This window comes from Alteromonas sp. MMG017 (assembly GCF_018100795.1).
Taxonomy (GTDB): domain Bacteria; phylum Pseudomonadota; class Gammaproteobacteria; order Enterobacterales; family Alteromonadaceae; genus Alteromonas.
The window spans coordinates 127,766-143,251 of sequence record NZ_JAGJDY010000010.1; the positions used below are offsets into that span (position 1 = coordinate 127,766).

Annotated in this window: 12 protein-coding genes; 1 reads left to right on the forward strand and 11 read right to left on the reverse strand. The window is 42.5% G+C overall.

Features of this window, described 5'->3' with window-relative positions:
• Positions 1–92 precede the first annotated feature (92 nt).
• The 4 genes from J8L84_RS15880 to J8L84_RS15895 form a co-directional block, all read right to left on the reverse strand.
• Positions 93–677, reverse strand: coding sequence for a sigma-70 family RNA polymerase sigma factor (locus J8L84_RS15880; RefSeq protein WP_211071541.1), 585 nt, complete (start codon positions 675–677; stop codon positions 93–95).
• Positions 674–3,934, reverse strand: a complete 3,261-nt coding sequence (locus J8L84_RS15885) for a CHAT domain-containing protein (RefSeq protein ID WP_211071542.1) — start codon at positions 3,932–3,934, stop codon at positions 674–676. Before J8L84_RS15885 ends, J8L84_RS15880 begins: the two co-directional genes overlap by 4 nt.
• A 152-nt stretch (positions 3,935–4,086) precedes the next feature.
• Positions 4,087–5,295, reverse strand: a complete 1,209-nt coding sequence (locus tag J8L84_RS15890) for a Xaa-Pro peptidase family protein (RefSeq protein ID WP_211071543.1) — start codon at positions 5,293–5,295, stop codon at positions 4,087–4,089.
• 85 nt (positions 5,296–5,380) lie between these two features.
• On the reverse strand, positions 5,381–7,156 hold the full coding sequence (locus J8L84_RS15895; RefSeq protein WP_211071544.1) for an ATP-binding protein: 1,776 nt from the start codon (positions 7,154–7,156) through the stop codon (positions 5,381–5,383).
• A 108-nt stretch (positions 7,157–7,264) separates the two neighbouring features.
• On the opposite strand from J8L84_RS15895, the gene J8L84_RS15900 reads away from it, so the two are divergent.
• On the forward strand, positions 7,265–7,684 hold the full coding sequence (locus J8L84_RS15900) for a BLUF domain-containing protein (RefSeq protein ID WP_057789594.1): 420 nt from the start codon (positions 7,265–7,267) through the stop codon (positions 7,682–7,684).
• A 71-nt stretch (positions 7,685–7,755) separates the two neighbouring features.
• Here J8L84_RS15900 and J8L84_RS15905 read toward each other — a convergent pair whose 3' ends face one another.
• The 7 genes from J8L84_RS15905 to pedF form a co-directional block, all read right to left on the reverse strand.
• The gene (locus J8L84_RS15905; protein ID WP_211071545.1) at positions 7,756–8,481 is read right to left on the reverse strand and encodes an HAD family phosphatase; all 726 of its coding nucleotides are present in this window, start codon (positions 8,479–8,481) and stop codon (positions 7,756–7,758) included.
• Positions 8,482–8,565: 84 nt separating this feature from the next.
• Positions 8,566–9,597 carry an ABC transporter ATP-binding protein gene (locus J8L84_RS15910; protein WP_211071546.1) on the reverse strand — a complete coding sequence of 344 codons (1,032 nt, stop codon included), beginning with the start codon at positions 9,595–9,597 and terminating at the stop codon, positions 8,566–8,568.
• 10 nt (positions 9,598–9,607) lie between these two features.
• Positions 9,608–10,438 carry a carbohydrate ABC transporter permease gene (locus J8L84_RS15915; RefSeq protein ID WP_211071607.1) on the reverse strand — a complete coding sequence of 277 codons (831 nt, stop codon included), beginning with the start codon at positions 10,436–10,438 and terminating at the stop codon, positions 9,608–9,610.
• A 3-nt stretch (positions 10,439–10,441) separates the two neighbouring features.
• The gene (locus J8L84_RS15920) at positions 10,442–11,314 is read right to left on the reverse strand and encodes a sugar ABC transporter permease (RefSeq protein ID WP_013782745.1); all 873 of its coding nucleotides are present in this window, start codon (positions 11,312–11,314) and stop codon (positions 10,442–10,444) included.
• 65 nt (positions 11,315–11,379) lie between these two features.
• On the reverse strand, positions 11,380–12,687 hold the full coding sequence (locus tag J8L84_RS15925; protein ID WP_211071547.1) for a sugar ABC transporter substrate-binding protein: 1,308 nt from the start codon (positions 12,685–12,687) through the stop codon (positions 11,380–11,382).
• Positions 12,688–12,845: 158 nt separating this feature from the next.
• A complete protein-coding gene (locus J8L84_RS15930; protein WP_211071608.1) occupies positions 12,846–14,120 on the reverse strand; it encodes a hypothetical protein in 1,275 nt (424 codons plus the stop codon).
• An 800-nt stretch (positions 14,121–14,920) separates the two neighbouring features.
• Entirely contained in the window at positions 14,921–15,421 is a 501-nt protein-coding gene (gene pedF / locus J8L84_RS15935; RefSeq protein ID WP_247670821.1) for a cytochrome c-550 PedF, read from the reverse strand.
• Positions 15,422–15,486: the final 65 nt, after the last annotated feature.

The window sequence follows — 15,486 nt, forward strand, 5'->3', positions numbered from 1 at the left end:
GTACTCTGGTTCTATTGTTTGTGAAATGCCTATGCTCTTGTGTACTAACTTCTTGTGCACTAACTAGGCTAAACCTCTCAGTGAAATTCATATCAGTTATCTTCCATTACCGCTAACCACAGCGTTTTAAACCGCTGTTTACAGCGATAAAGCACATTGTCGAAATTTTTAGCGTTTACATTTAGCTCATTACAAATCATCTGCTTATCTTGTTCATGTATATAGTAACGATGGAGTAATTCTCTATCTCTCGAGGTATTCAGTTCTTTGATAACCGTTTGAACAAGCAAACCTAAATTATGTCGTTCTAGCGCATCCTCGGGCGATTGTGTCAACGGAGCGGAATACTCAGACTCCAACGCTTCCCCCATACCCGTTTGTTGGCGCTTAACGTCACTTTTTCTAAAATGCATCAGTAGCTGATTTTTGGCCGTCTGAAGAATAAACGCTGACAACTTTGCTGGTTCACGTAGCTCATTATTTCGAATACGTTCAATAACGATACGCCACGTTTCTTGACTAATATCTGCGGTCAAATCAAGGTCGTGACACTTTCGCCGAAGCACAAAACGTAACCCCCTTTTATATCGCTCTATCATTTGTAATTCTGCGGCAGCATCACCCGCTAAAATCCCTTTCACTAAAGCGGTTGCAATAGCGCTCTCAGATTCAGTCATGCCGCGTTACCATGTAAAACAAATCCCGCCCAGTAATAGGGCGATCGCCACGGGTGAGTTCCATTTTTTCTTTTGTGATTTTTCACCGCCACTTTCGCTTTTTCTAATGCTTCAGAGATAGGCAATTCGTGTTGTAGTAAATAACGATAAAACTCCTTCATCAGCATCGCGGTTGCATCGTCTTGTACTTGCCACAAACTGCCTATAACGCTATGAGCTCCAGCTTCGATGAAAGCACGGGTTAAGCCAAGCATGCCTTCGCCCTCTATTAAGTGTCCTTGGGTAGTTTCGCAACCGCTTAACACAACAAGTTGAGCCTTGAGCCTAAGCCGCCTAATTTCTGAGGCAAACAGCAAATTGTCGGCACTTGAAGCATTTGATAAAACGAGTCCGCCCAATTCAGGCACGTGATTATTTGCCAGCCCATGTGTCGCCATATGCACAATATTAAAGGTAGATAAATCTAATTCTACTAACGCTTGTTTACTGGCGTTACCTTTGTTTAGAAGGGTTATCGGTTGAGCAGAGAACGCGTTTATGTAACTTGCCTCTTTTGCTGTATAAGGCAATGAAGAAGACTGAAAACCATAGGTTAGCGGGCTGTTTTGGCCTTTTGGCATGGTCTTCATTAAAGGGTTTGCCACAACAAGAATACTGCCTTCATCCACAGCCGTAGCGAAATTGTCTTTTCTCGAATCTACTATGTTTTGCAAAGAATGTTGATAGCTTACTGACCACCCATTCTGCGCGGGGGAAGATGCTGACAGTAACGAAAATGGTAAACGGGTTAACGCGCCATCCGGTATTACAATTAAGTTCGTTTTGCCTTTGAATAGATACTCTGCATTACTAGGAAAAAGTGTATTGCGTAGCTCTGCCACCTCTTTACGCATTTTACGCAAAGGCAGTTTTTGCGATATCACATTCAGTACAGCGCCCACACGTTCACTAAAAAAACGCTCATGTTCACTCTTAAAGCTTACAATCTGCTGCTGATCAATAAACCACAACCTAGACTCCACTTCTGCGGTATCAATAAATAACACCACGTCATGCTCTGTTAAAGACTGCTGAAGTTGGGCCAATGATTTGGCCGAAAATTTAGCGGTAGACTGCGGAGCAACATAATTGTCACTCTCAAGCTGATATAAGGCTTCTGACAATACCCGTATCTCTCTAATGGTCTGTTTTCTCTGCTGTGTTTCAATTTGTGTACTAAGCTCAATCAATTTCACCTGCTGCTTTTGATTGAGCTTTTTTTGTTCACGTTGAATGTCATTATTAGTATTGTTGTCGCGGTAAAGCCCATACCCTATGGTGCGTGATCGCGCAGCCTCAGCAAGTAATAAGCTCTGCTCTGCAGAAAGTGAGTTATCAACACGAACCAGCAAACTGACCACCTTCTGATAGGTGGAGAAATACCCCCTGCGTAAATCGGTTCGCTTTATTTCTGAAAAAATAGCATTTATTTGATCGCTAATATCACGGCCTATTTGTAGTGCAAGCACTGGGTCGAGGTGAGCTACTTCATTGGCATAGGCATATGTACTGTCTAATTGAGATAACGTAGAACGCGTTTGAATAAGTTTGCTCGTTCCTTTGTTAAAATAGGTCTCAGCACTTTTAACGTTACCCATGGATGCATGCAGCGTGGCCATTTGTATTTGTGCTAAGCCGATTGACCGAATATCTTGCGTTTGCATTAGAACATTTAACGCATTTTGCTGATATTTCATTGCCTCATCTTTGCTACCAAGTAACGTAAGGGCATGCGCTAGATTTGAAGCAGCAATAGCATGCTCGTAATCCGTGGCAATTCCGTCAGTGTTAAACAAGTAACTCTCTATCCGCTCTTTCGCCTGTTGATGCTCTCCAAGCTGCATGTTGAGTAAACCAACAAAAAAGTCGATTTCACTCGCCCCCTTTGAGGCATTCAATTTAAAAAATCTGCGCTTTGCTATATCAAACGTATCCTTCGAATAAATATACTGCCCCGTTGCTTGCAGAAGCTTCGCTTTTTCTACATTAGCCCATGCATCTAAATATGCATGCTTAAACCTACCGCTTAGCGTTAGCGCCTGTGTAACATGATGATTGGCTTGCTCGATATTGCCTAGTTGTCGATACACGCCCGAGAGTTTGATATGCAAGTTCGTGATTGCGTAGTTATCTGAAACTTGAGTTGCTAATTTCTTGGCGAGAACGTATTGCTGCATGGCGTTGTTAAAATCGCCCGTGTGATAAAACAGCCACCCTAAAGAGGTCATGCTTTTAATAGCATTTGACACATCACCTTGTTCCAAGAAAATTTTGCTGGTTTCTTCAAACGCCGCTACAGCATTCAAATAGCTTCCTTTTTCAATTTCTATTGACGCTTCTAACTCTTTCGCCTCTGCATACAACAAGGGATAGTGCCCAGAATTTAGATGACCGAACACAATGCTTAAATACGCCACCGCGGTATCAAATTCACCTTTTTCATAAATATAGTAACTCGCTAAATCCATGTTAATTTTAATAAGGTAGGATTGGGGAATAGATGTCTGATGTAAAATACGTTTCAGTAAATCAGCTTGATTGTCGTATTCTCCAAGGTAGTGGCTCACTATGGATTGCATATAGGCACTGAAAATAATGAGAGAGTGATCTTCTAAAGATGTTGCAATATTCTCTGCTTTTTCATAGTGCGAACGCACATCATGCAAGGCTTCTTTATACTCCATCTCTGCAAGCTGATTTTCTGCCACAGACCACGTTAACGAAGCGAGTTGAATGGCATTGTAGAAATTCCTGTGAGCATCCAATCCGGTACCAATTGCACTAAAAAGGATATCGCTGCGACCTTGCGTTGGCGATGATGCCGAAGTATCTATTTCAACGTAACAAATGACACAGTCGTTCGCATCGAAGAGTAGGTATTCAGGTTGTCTATAGGCGGCTGGAATATCAAGGGTGAGTAAGGGCTTGCTAGTTTTATTTTCAGTGCCATAAAGTGCTAAGCGAACATTTGCTACTGATTGCGTCGCTTTAATAAGCACTGTCACCCCCTTTGTAGGGATAACTCTAAACGTTGCTTTTTCATTAAGGCTTAATTGAAAATCCGCCGTGGTAGCGTCCGATACTGTCACGGTGGGAATCAATGTATTTTCTTCCGCCCATCCAGAGAAAGAAAACACAAAAAGCATAGAAATAAAGAAAGGGAAACCACATAGCAAAGCTACTGATCTTTTGAGAAAAGAGACGCTTAGAGTTTCCATACATGCATTTACGCCACCAAAGTATTGTTCAAAAAATACACTAATTTATTTAAACACTCAAGTCGCCTTATATCAGCAGGTTTTAACACTCAGCGTTGGCTTTTCCTTTTTCTAACAAAACTGGCAGAACGTAAAATGCGTCTACCCTGTCTTTAAAAAGGCTCATCTATAGCTTTGCTAGGCTCAGTGAACCACACTGCGCCAGTGTCAGATACATAGAAGTGATCTTCTAAACGAATACCGAACTCATTAGGAACCACTATCATGGGCTCATTGCTAAAGCACATACCTAGTGCCAGAGGGTGTGGATTATTCTTCACCAAGTATGGCCACTCGTGAATGTCCATACCAATACCATGCCCTGTTCTATGGGGCAAACCAGGGAGATTATAATCTGGACCTAAGCCATCGGACGCTAAACTGTCTCGCGCGGCCTTATCAACATCTCCACAGGGTACGCCTAGCTTTACTGCATTAAATGCAGCGTACTGCGCGCGTCTTTCACTTTCCCACATCGCCTTTTGCTTCTCCGTTGGCTTACCAAAACAGTAGGTTCTCGTGATATCAGATAAATAACCATGCACCTTACAGCCGGTATCAATAAGCACCAAGTCGTTATCTTTCAACACTTGCGGGTCTTTCACTCCATGTGGAAATGACGTTGCTTTACCAAAAAGTACAATGCAAAAATAATTGCCATTAGCGCCCACTTTTTTGTGGGCATCATTGATAAAGGCTTCCACTTCTGTGGTAGTAATCCCTTTATAGAGCATGCTGGCTGTAGCTTTATGCACTGCAAGGGTCATATCCATAGCACGCTGTATAAGTGCAAGCTCATTTACCGATTTGTGCATTCGGCAGTGGGCAGTAATCTCTGCGCCATTAATAATGCTGACGCCTTCAGGGAGGGCTTTATTAAACCCGTCAACAACGAAGAATTGGGTCGATTCATCTACCGCGAATTTCTTGCCACCAGCAGTATCAATTTCACCCAGTAAATGAGCAACCAGTGCATAAGGGCTTTCGTGCTCTTGCCATCCAATAATGTCGCCGTTTATCACTTTACGCTCTTCAAGGGAGTCAATTTCAAAATAAGGTGCTACGTAGATAATATCGCCAAAGGCAGGAAGAATAGCGCCCACTAAACGCTCGCTGGCATACCACTGCATACCCGTAAAATAAGTTAAGTTAGTGCCGGCATTAAGGTACAGCGCAGCAATACTATTTTGCTGCATATAGTGCTGAGCTTTATCTATTCGAGATAAGTATTCATTTTTTTGAATAGGCGCTAGATCGCTAGTCATATTTGAAAGACTGCCCAGTGCTTCTTCCTTTGTTTTCCCGCCAATAAGTGTTGTCATAACCTGCCCTTATAATTTTATTCGTCGATGAAGCAGGTGCACTGTACAACACTGAAATAAAAAGTCGAGAATGCCAGTCAAAGGGTCATTCCCCCCCTACCTGCTTGGGTAATTTAAGCGTAAATGTAGTGTCTAATTCGCTCGATTCATCCACGGGGGAAAGTGCTAACGTTCCATGTATTTTCTTCGCTAAATTAGAACAGACAGACAACCCCATGCCTGTTCCCTTACCAACGTCTTTTGTAGTGAAGAAAGGGTCAAAAACATGCTTACGACTTTTTTCTGCTATACCGCCCGCGTTGTCTGAAACATTCATTAGCACAAACTCCGCTTTTTCTTCAACACTGACTTTGATGATTTTCTGCTGAGTTTGCTTCTCTGAGGTGGCGTGGGCTTGAATCGCATTTTTAACCAAATTGGCGATTATCTGTTGGATGAATCCTTTATGTGACGTTATCTGAATATCACTATCAATAGCTAGTTGAACTTCAACGTCATCACTCAATTCGTATTTGAGCATTCGAACGGTTTCTTTGGTTACTTCACTGAGGTTTATTGGCTGATTCTCTAGTGACTCTTTACGAGAATAGCTCCCTAAATCATTAATGATATCCCTTACTCTCAGTAAACCTTCTTTTGAATCGTGCACTAGCGCTTTTATATCTTCGGTCACAAAATCAATATCACGAGTTTGTTTGAAGCTTTGTATTGATTGGGAGAGTTTCTGATTTACTGGCTGCTCAATCTCGTTAATAGATTGAATAAGCTGTTCATGCAAATCCACCATGCTGATTAGCGTTTCTACGTAATGATCAAGGGGGTCGAAGTTGCTGATAACAAACGCCAACGGATTATTTATTTCATGGGCAATTCCAGCTGCCATATGACCAACAGAAGCCATTTTTTCTGCATGAATCAGATGATCTTGGGTTGTTTTCAGTTCGGCCAAGGTTTCTTTTAAACGCTGATAATGCGTGGCCATTCGCGATTCGGCAAATCGACGTTCTAATATTATTTTAAGCTGCAAGGAAGCATCACGCATAACGTTTAGTTGCGTGGTAGATACGCTATCTAGCGCCTCTTCACTTATGAAACAAACAATTGACGCCAAATTATTGTTGTACACAATTAACGGGAATACTAAATAGCTCGCCACAGGGTTTGGCAAAATATCGATTAATGCGCGCATAGGTGCAAGCTCGGGCGATAAGTTAACCACGGGGGCCTTACACTGCAGGGCTAGGTCGATGATGTATTGCTTTGTATCATCATCTACAGCTTCAAGTTCGCTCGGGCCGATAGAGGGCTGTGATGTGGGTACACAGGTAACTTTAGCGGGGGTAACCACTAATCCACTATGTCCACCACAAAATTGCAGCAACGCTTCTGCATAGGATGCGATTAATGCTTGAATGTTCTGACGTTGATGAGAAAATCTATTCACCGAGGTAAGCATATTCACTTGCGCATCTTTTTCCTTTAGATGCTTTTTGCTAATGATAATGCGCTTAATAATGCGCGCTATTTTACGTTGTACAAACGCAGCGTCTTCCTTATTTAAGCGGATAACATCGTCCACATCCGCCCTATTCATTATTTCACTTGGTGTGGTAGAAACTGCATCACCCACGCAAATAATCAAAGTGCTACTATGCGATGCTAATGACGTTCGCACGTAGTGTATGATCTCAATACTGTCCGATTCACTTCGTGCATCATTAATATGGAAAAACAATTTATCTGGCGTATTGGAACGCAGTGCTTTTTTTAGCTTCTTGGCTGATGAATAACAGTGGGTGTCGAGACCTTCGGGTAAAAACTCCGTCAACTCAGATGGCGCGTTAGTAAATATTATTGCCATTTGAGGCAGGTTAGGATTCACCATAGATTTGAAGATTTCATCCTTTTGCTCTATTTATTCTTAATAAACTTATAGTTTGTTTTTGCAAAAAGGAGTATTAATAACTCTATGAAAAATATCGTGCGCTTAATTTATTTGAGTTCGGCAACCCGAGATATGTCGCTTTCAGACATGAAAGATATCTTAACTTATGCCCGTAAAAATAATCAGTCTTTAGGGATTTGCGGGATGCTCTGCTACGACAACCGCTATTTTGTACAAGCCTTAGAAGGTGAGCGCGAAGCGGTTAATGAATTATTTTTTCATATTTCAGATGATGCTCGACACTCAGATGTCATTATCACCAGTTACGAATATATTGATAAGCCCACCTTCACCGAGTGGAATATGGGTTACGCTGGCAGTACACCAATTTTTACTGAGTTACTTGCTCGATTATCACAAACCGAGTTTGAACCCACTAAACTTCCCCCAAAGCAAATTTATGCCTTACTTAGGCACCTTTCAGCACATCAGCAAAAGGTGTAGTGTTAACCACATTTCGCAATTTTTAGCGGCTGTTTAATAACCGGGGTTTAGGCTTTAACTTAACGCTTTGCCTAGTCAGTTGTTTTTAAATTTGGGTACAGATTGAAAAACTCACACCAATGAGAAATCGACGGTACCTTGTCGTTCTTATCTGCGCTAATTGGTTCATTCTTATCTGCGCTAGTTGGCAGTACACCTTTAAAATGGCTTGCGCCGGTATATTTCACCACCTGCATATCAGCAGCTAGTGCGCCTTGAATACCCGCTTCTGAGTCTTCGATAACTAAACAATTTTTAGGCTTAATTCCCATCTTTGATGCGGCAAGTAAAAAGATATCAGGGGCTGGTTTCCCATTTTCAACTTCTGTACTTGTGGTAATGCGCCCTTCAAAAAAAGAAAGAAGACCTGTTTTTTCTAGCGCAAACGCAACCCGCTTTGGGCTACTGCTGGTTGCAATGCAGTTTCTAACATTCAAGCCGGCAAGCACACTGTTGAGCTCGGGCGTAGTTTGTAACTCTTCAGCAAACACCTTTAATAGCGCGGTTAGGTAGTTATCTCTAAACTCAGCAGGAAGCGAAATGTTGAAGTCGGTTAAAATCTGCTTATGTGCAGATTCATAACTTTTACCCAGAAAGTGTTCGTCAAAGTAAGCGCTTGAAACTACTACTTTTAAATCAGCCAGCATGGCGATTATTACCCGTTTACACAATACTTCGCTATCAATTAACACCCCATCACAGTCGAAAATAACGAGCTGAATGTCTGTACTGTCGAGGGAGGTTTTACTACTACCCATTTGATAATCCTTGTATCTTTTGTCCTTAAAAAACGTGCGAGTTATTCTTGAATGCAATAACCCGCACATTAACTTAAAAACGACTTATGCTACACGCTCTTCGCCCCAAGAAAGTGAGGGAATGGTTACGCCATCTTTGTCGAAATGCATAATTTTGCTTTCTGCGGCAGTTAAATTAATGGTATCGCCGTAGCTAACTGGGCAATCGCCATCCGCTTTAACGGTAACGGTACCCACACCTTCCACATTAACGTGCAAGAAGGTTTCAGAACCAAGATGCTCTATTACACCTACTTTGCCTGTCCATAACCCTGGCTCTTCGGTAATTTTGAAGTGCTCTGGGCGCACGCCAATACTGTGAGTGTCGTCACCTGCTTTCGCTGGCACTTCAATGAAGTTCATTTTTGGCGAACCAATAAAACCAGCTACAAAGCGGTTAACCGGTTTTTGGTAAAGCTCTAGCGGCGTGCCCACTTGTTCAATAATACCACCATTAAATACCGCAATACGGTCTGCCATGGTCATGGCTTCCACCTGATCGTGGGTTACGTAAATCATGGTGGTATCTAAACTTTTATGAAGTTCTGATATTTCTAGGCGCATGTTAACCCGAAGCGATGCATCAAGGTTAGATAACGGTTCGTCGAACAAAAATGCCGAAGGCTGGCGCACAATAGCACGGCCAATCGCCACACGCTGACGCTGCCCACCAGATAACTGACCAGGCTTGCGGTCTAGATAATCGGTAAGGTTCAGCATTTTTGCCGCTTTTTCGATTTTTTCATCAATAATCGCAGGAGCAACTTTTGCGCGCTTAAGCGGAAACGCAATATTGCTGCGCACAGACATATGCGGGTACAACGCGTAAGACTGAAATACCATCGCCAAGCCACGTTTAGCTGGCGGCATATTGGTGGCATCTTCACCGTCAATATCTATGTTACCACTGGTGGTATCTTCAAGCCCTGCAATCATGCGAAGTAAGGTAGATTTACCGCAGCCCGATGGCCCAACGAATACAATGAATTCACCGTCGCGGATATGCAAATCTAGCGGCTTAATAACATTTACATCGCCAAAGCTTTTTGTCACTTGTTTTAAAGTAATGCTTCCCATTGGAATACTCCTACTTAACCGCGCCGAAACTTAATCCGCGCACTAATTGTTTTTGACTGAACCAACCAAGAATAAGAATTGGCACCACAGCCATCACCGAGGCGGCTGATAATTTTGCGTAAAATAAGCCTTCTGGGCTTGAGTAACTGGCAATAAACGCTGTTAACGGTGCTGCATTGGCAGCGGTAAGAATGAGCGTCCAAAATGCTTCATTCCACGCCAAAATAACGTTTAATAGCAGGGTTGATGCTATGCCGGGCAAGGCGATTGGAAGTAACACATGAAAAATTTCTTCTTTTATTCCAGCGCCATCCATACGTGCTGCTTCAAGAATTTCATGAGGAATTTCTCTGAAATAGGTATAAAGCATCCACACCATGATAGGTAAGTTAATTAGTGTCATTACAATCACCAAACCTAAGCGGGTATCTAGCAATCCGAAGTCTCGGAACAATAGATAGATAGGAATAAGCACCCCTACTGGTGGAAGCATTTTGGTTGATAGCATCCACATTAATAGGTTTTTAGTCCGCTTGGTTTGCACAAATGCCATCGACCATGCAGCCGGAATAGCAATAAGCAGTCCAAGTAAACTTGCTCCTAATGAGATGATCACAGAGTTCATAAAGTGATCGAAATAAGGTGAGCGTGCTAACACATCTTTGTAGTTCTCTAGCGTCCACTCAAACATGAATAAACTTGGCGTAGCCGAGATGGCTTCAGATTCCGTTTTGAAGCTGGTGATCATGGTCCAAAGAATGGGGAAGAAAATCATTCCACTTATGGTCCATGCCAATATGGTGTATATGGCTTTTGATTTATTGCTGTTGTTCATTGCCATCACTTAACCCTCCAAATTTTTGCCGATAAGGCGCATTAAGAAGATGGCAACAATATTGGCAATAATAACTGCCACAATGCCACCGGCTGAACCACCGCCCACATCAAACTGAAGTAACGATTGGGTATAAATGAGATACGTAATATTGGTGGACGAATAGCCAGGCCCGCCGCTGGTTGTGACCAAAATTTCTGCAAAAATAGACAGTAAGAAAATGGTCTCAATTAAAATCACTGCGGTAACCGCCCGTGATAAATGAGGTAATACAATATAAATAAACTTACTGAACGGACCTGCACCATCTAAGTCTGCGGCTTCTAGTTGCTCTCTATCTAGCGATTGAATTGCGGTAAGCAGAATTAGCGCTGCAAAAGGTAGCCACTGCCACGACACAATAATGATGATGGACAGCAACGGAATTTCTGCAAAGAAATCGATTGGTGTTGCACCAAAGAACTCGGCAAGGTGAGCAAACAGCCCATTTACTGGGTTCATGAACATATTTTTCCATACCAGCGCTGAAACCGTTGGCATGACGAAAAACGGTGCTAATACCATTATGCGGACATAGTTTCTGCCCCATATGGCTTGGTCGAGCAATATGGCTAAACCTATACCGCCGCAGATTGTGATAAACAGCACACCTCCTACTAGCAATAAGGTATTAAAGAATGACTCTATGAAGGCAGGGTCAGTAAGAAAAAACTCGTAGTTTAAAAAGCCTATGTATTCATTATCGCCAGGCATGAGCAGGTTATAATCTAAAAATGAGAAATATAACGTCATGCAAAGTGGAACAATCATCCAAGCTAACAGCAAGGTGACCGAAGGAAACAGCATCATTTTGGCTAAGGTACGAGATTGGGTTGTCGCCATTACTAAGCCCCTTACAAGTAAATGAAGGGTAAGTGCACCTTGCACCTACCCGTAGTTAATATTTATTATTTTGGGTAACGCGCTTTGCGCATGGCTCTTTCAACTAATCGCTGAGAGCTCTGTAGTGCTTGGTCTACCGTCATACGGCCGGTTAATGCTGCACTAAACTGTTGTCCTACCGCCGTTCCTATTCCTTGAAACTCGGGTATAGCCACAAACTGCACACCCACATAAGGCACTGGCTCTACGGTTGGGTTTTTAGGATCTGCTGAGTTAATTGAATCAAGGGTAATTTGTGCAAAAGGCGCCGCACTCATGTACTCAGGATTTTCATAAAGTGAAGCGCGGGTACCTGGAGGTACATTTGCCCATCCTTTCTTTTCAGCCACTAACGCAGAGTATTCTTTTGAGGTAGCCCAGCTGATGAACTTCATCGCCGCATCGCTCTTTTTGCTGCTTGAGGGAATAGCCAGTGTCCATGCCCATAACCAGTTACCGCGCTTACCTAGGCCGTTATCTGGCGCTAGTGCAAAACCTACTTTGTCGGCAACTTCAGAGTCTTTCTCGTTAGTCACAAAACCGCCTGCAACCGTTGCATCAATCCAAATACCGCACTTACCGGTTTGAAACAGCGCTAGGTTTTCATTAAATCCGTTCGCTGATGAACCTGGAGGGCCATACTTGTCCATTACATCAACATAGTATTCTAGGGTGTCTTTCCATGCTTTTGAGTCGAACTGAGGTTTCCAATTTTCATCAAACCAACGTGCGCCAAACGAGTTAGACATAGACGTTAACAACGCAATGTTTTCACCCCATCCCGCTTTACCACGAAGGCAAATGCCGTAAACACCTGAATCTTTGTCTGTCATTGCAGCAGCAGCTTCGCGAATAAACTTCCACGTAGGCGCTTTTGGCATTTCAAGGCCGGCTTTCGCCATTAAGTCAGTGCGATACATTACCATCGAGCTTTCACCATAAAACGGGGCAGCGTACAGCTTGTTGTCTACCGACAGACCGCTTCGAATCGCAGGTAATAAATCTTCTACATCGTAATCAGCGCCAAGGCCATCAAGCTCTTCTAGCCAACCTTGGTTACCCCAAATTGGCACTTCATAAGTACCAATGGTCATCACATCGTACTGACCACCACCGGTGGCTACATCAGTAGTTACACGTTGACGTAGAATGTTTTCTTCTAGTGTTACCCACTTAAGGTCGATACCTGGGTTCTTCTTTTCAAAGTCGCTACTAAGTTCTTTCATGGCAATCATGTCGCCATTATTTACCGTTGCAATAGTAATGGTTTCTGCATTCACTGCTGCACTCATCGTCATTGCACCAGCAAGCATTAAAGATAGTTTTTTCAACATCGGGTTCTTCCCCTTTAGGTTTTGAAGGGTATGACTTTCCCCTCCCCTATATTCAGCTGGGGACGAAAGTCATACTGCTTTCACAACTTAATGTTTTGGTTAGTTTAAAAGCGCGAGTCGCTAAGGACCTGCCACTCGCGCTGTGGTTCGTAAACTGATTAGAACTTAACTGAAATTTCAGAGGTGATGCCGTCAAACCCTGTGCCTATTTGGCCACCTGAGTTAACGCCTTCATCTTGATTGACATATTCTACTTTCCACAATGTTCTATTGTTTATCCAGTAACCTGCAGATACTTGCAAACGTGTGACTTCATTGTCGGTTTGTTCAATTAGGTCAGAGGTATTTTCAGATTCTGCGTAACGTGCTGCCACGTAAAGCTTCTCAGGAAGAATATATTGTTGAGCTTCTAGCGCCCAGTACTGCACCGACGAGTCACCTTCAATGACTTGGTTTGAATCAAAGGTAGTGCCAGAAGGGTCTGCCACGCCATCAGTGCCGAAATAGGTGATACCAGCAACCGCGTTACCGTTGGCATCTGCGAAAGTGTAGTCGTCAGAAGACTTACCTAACATGACAACAACACTCGTTTGATCAGACGGCTGGTAAGCTAAGTTTAATTGCATAATTGATTGGTTCAAGCCTGGCAGTGCGCCAACATGGGTATCACGTTCACTAGATGCAGAGGCTGAAAAGTTATAGTTTTCACCATCGCCGAAACGATAGTTGGTGGTCGTAACGCCATCAAGGCTTGCTACACCATCGGCAAATACAAGCTGGTCGCCTTGATTAGCTTTGAAAACGTTCAAACCGGCTTTGAAACCACCTTTAAATTCTAATGTGCCTTGTAGGCGGTAGTTATACCCACGATCATCTTGAAACGCCTCACCAAAGCTTGATGTGGTCATGTGACCCGCTACGTTGTATGAACGAAGAATGCCGCTATCGAAGGTTTCGGTGTAGCTTAATTGAATGCCGTTTTCAGCTGTGGCGTAGTCGTTAATACCATTACCAATTAACGCATTACCTTGGTTGTCTGCGCCATCTTGGAATCCTTTGAATTGGAAAGGAGAGGCGCCAATATTACCTACTCGCAAGATAAGGCTTGAATTCTCTTTTTCATAACCAGTAAGGCCAAACATATCAAACTCTATGCCGGCGAAGTCTTGGTGGAACGAGAAGTCTCTGTCGCCATTATTACCAAAATCATTTGGCTCTTCAGCAATATCAATATCGGCTGTGATGTTGTCAGTAATTTTAAACTTAAACATTAAGTTTACGCGCAAACGCCCAAAACCATCTGATTGGGTTTCGTCTTCAGGGCGAAATGCACCCTCTGAGGCTTGTATAGCTTGGTAGTTCTGCATCGCTAGAAAATTAACTTGAACCCGGCCATCTAAAAACTCATTAGGTTCATTTGGCGGAACATACATAGGCTTTTCTTCACTTAACTCTTGCGCTGTCACTACGGACGGCGCCATTGCAAGCATAACTGCAGAAGCTAATGCACTCACTACGGCAATTTTAGAATTAGGTCGAGAAGTTGCTATTTGATGCTGGTTATTTTCTAACATGGTGGACCCTCAAGTTTCTATGTTTGGTTTTATAAAGTTATTGGAATTTTAGGCAAACCCTTGTCCACCCATATTCTCTGTTCGCTTTGAGCAAAAAACCTTCGATAAAAACCAAATCGGTCAGATGCTCAACTTGAGAGCATATGACCATTTTTATTTTTTAACGTCAACAACTTTTTTAACAATTAATTTTCATTTACTCTTTAATTTATTACAAAACCTTTATTTTCATAAACTTAACTATTAGTTAAGTTTTGCTAAATTGATGTAGCATGTAAATACCACTGGTTAAACTATGAGAAAAACTAGGTTTGCCAAAACTTAATATTAACAATTCCACTCAAAACACTGCGAGCAAAAGTTAACACCTGTAGCAATAAACCAATTAATCGACATGTTTTAGTGGCAGCCATATAGCAAATACTGTGAGGATAATTTTGAAGGGTTAGCAATAAGCGCTGTGATAGTTAGTAAAGATAGTTAGTAGAGATAGCCCTAGAGATAAGAGAGCTGGGCATAAGCTTGGATTTTAAAATAAGCTGGTGTCATTTAATGCTGCAAATTTATGCTTTTAGGAGAGTAAGCGTTGTGGTGAAGCCATCTTAAAAACAAAAAAAGCCGGGCGATTTCTCGACCCGGCCGACAAAACGGGAATGCATTTAATCTACTTCAATCTCGCCTTCTTCAATTGCTACTATTCTGCGTGCTTCTACATAGGTTTTAATGGCCCATAATGTCTCTTGATCTAAAATAGGCTCTGATTGACCTTCAGGTATCCCCCCTAAAGCAGGCATGCCTTTTGATGAACCAAAACGAAGGCGCTCCACGTACCATTCATCGTCTTCCATACTTTCTGGGTCGAGCAAACGCAAATCGGGGTTTATGCCACCTGACTGCGCATGTAAACCATGACATACCGCGCAATTATTGGAATAGGCTGACTCACCAAATTCGTACACTTTTTTGTGCGTTTCTGCATCTAAATTACGATATGGATTTTCAAACACCCAGCCATCTTCAGACTCATCACCGTTGGTAATTTTTTGCATTTCAGAGCTGTCAGCGCCTTGTGGCGTCACATTGCCATGTGCAGCTAACTTGTGCGCCGTTAAGGCTAGAAAAAGCGTTGTAATTAAAAGAGATACTTTTACTTTCATCATTCGTACATCCTCAAAAAGCTGATGAAAAAATTATACTTAATGTGATAATTGGGGTAACTCTACTT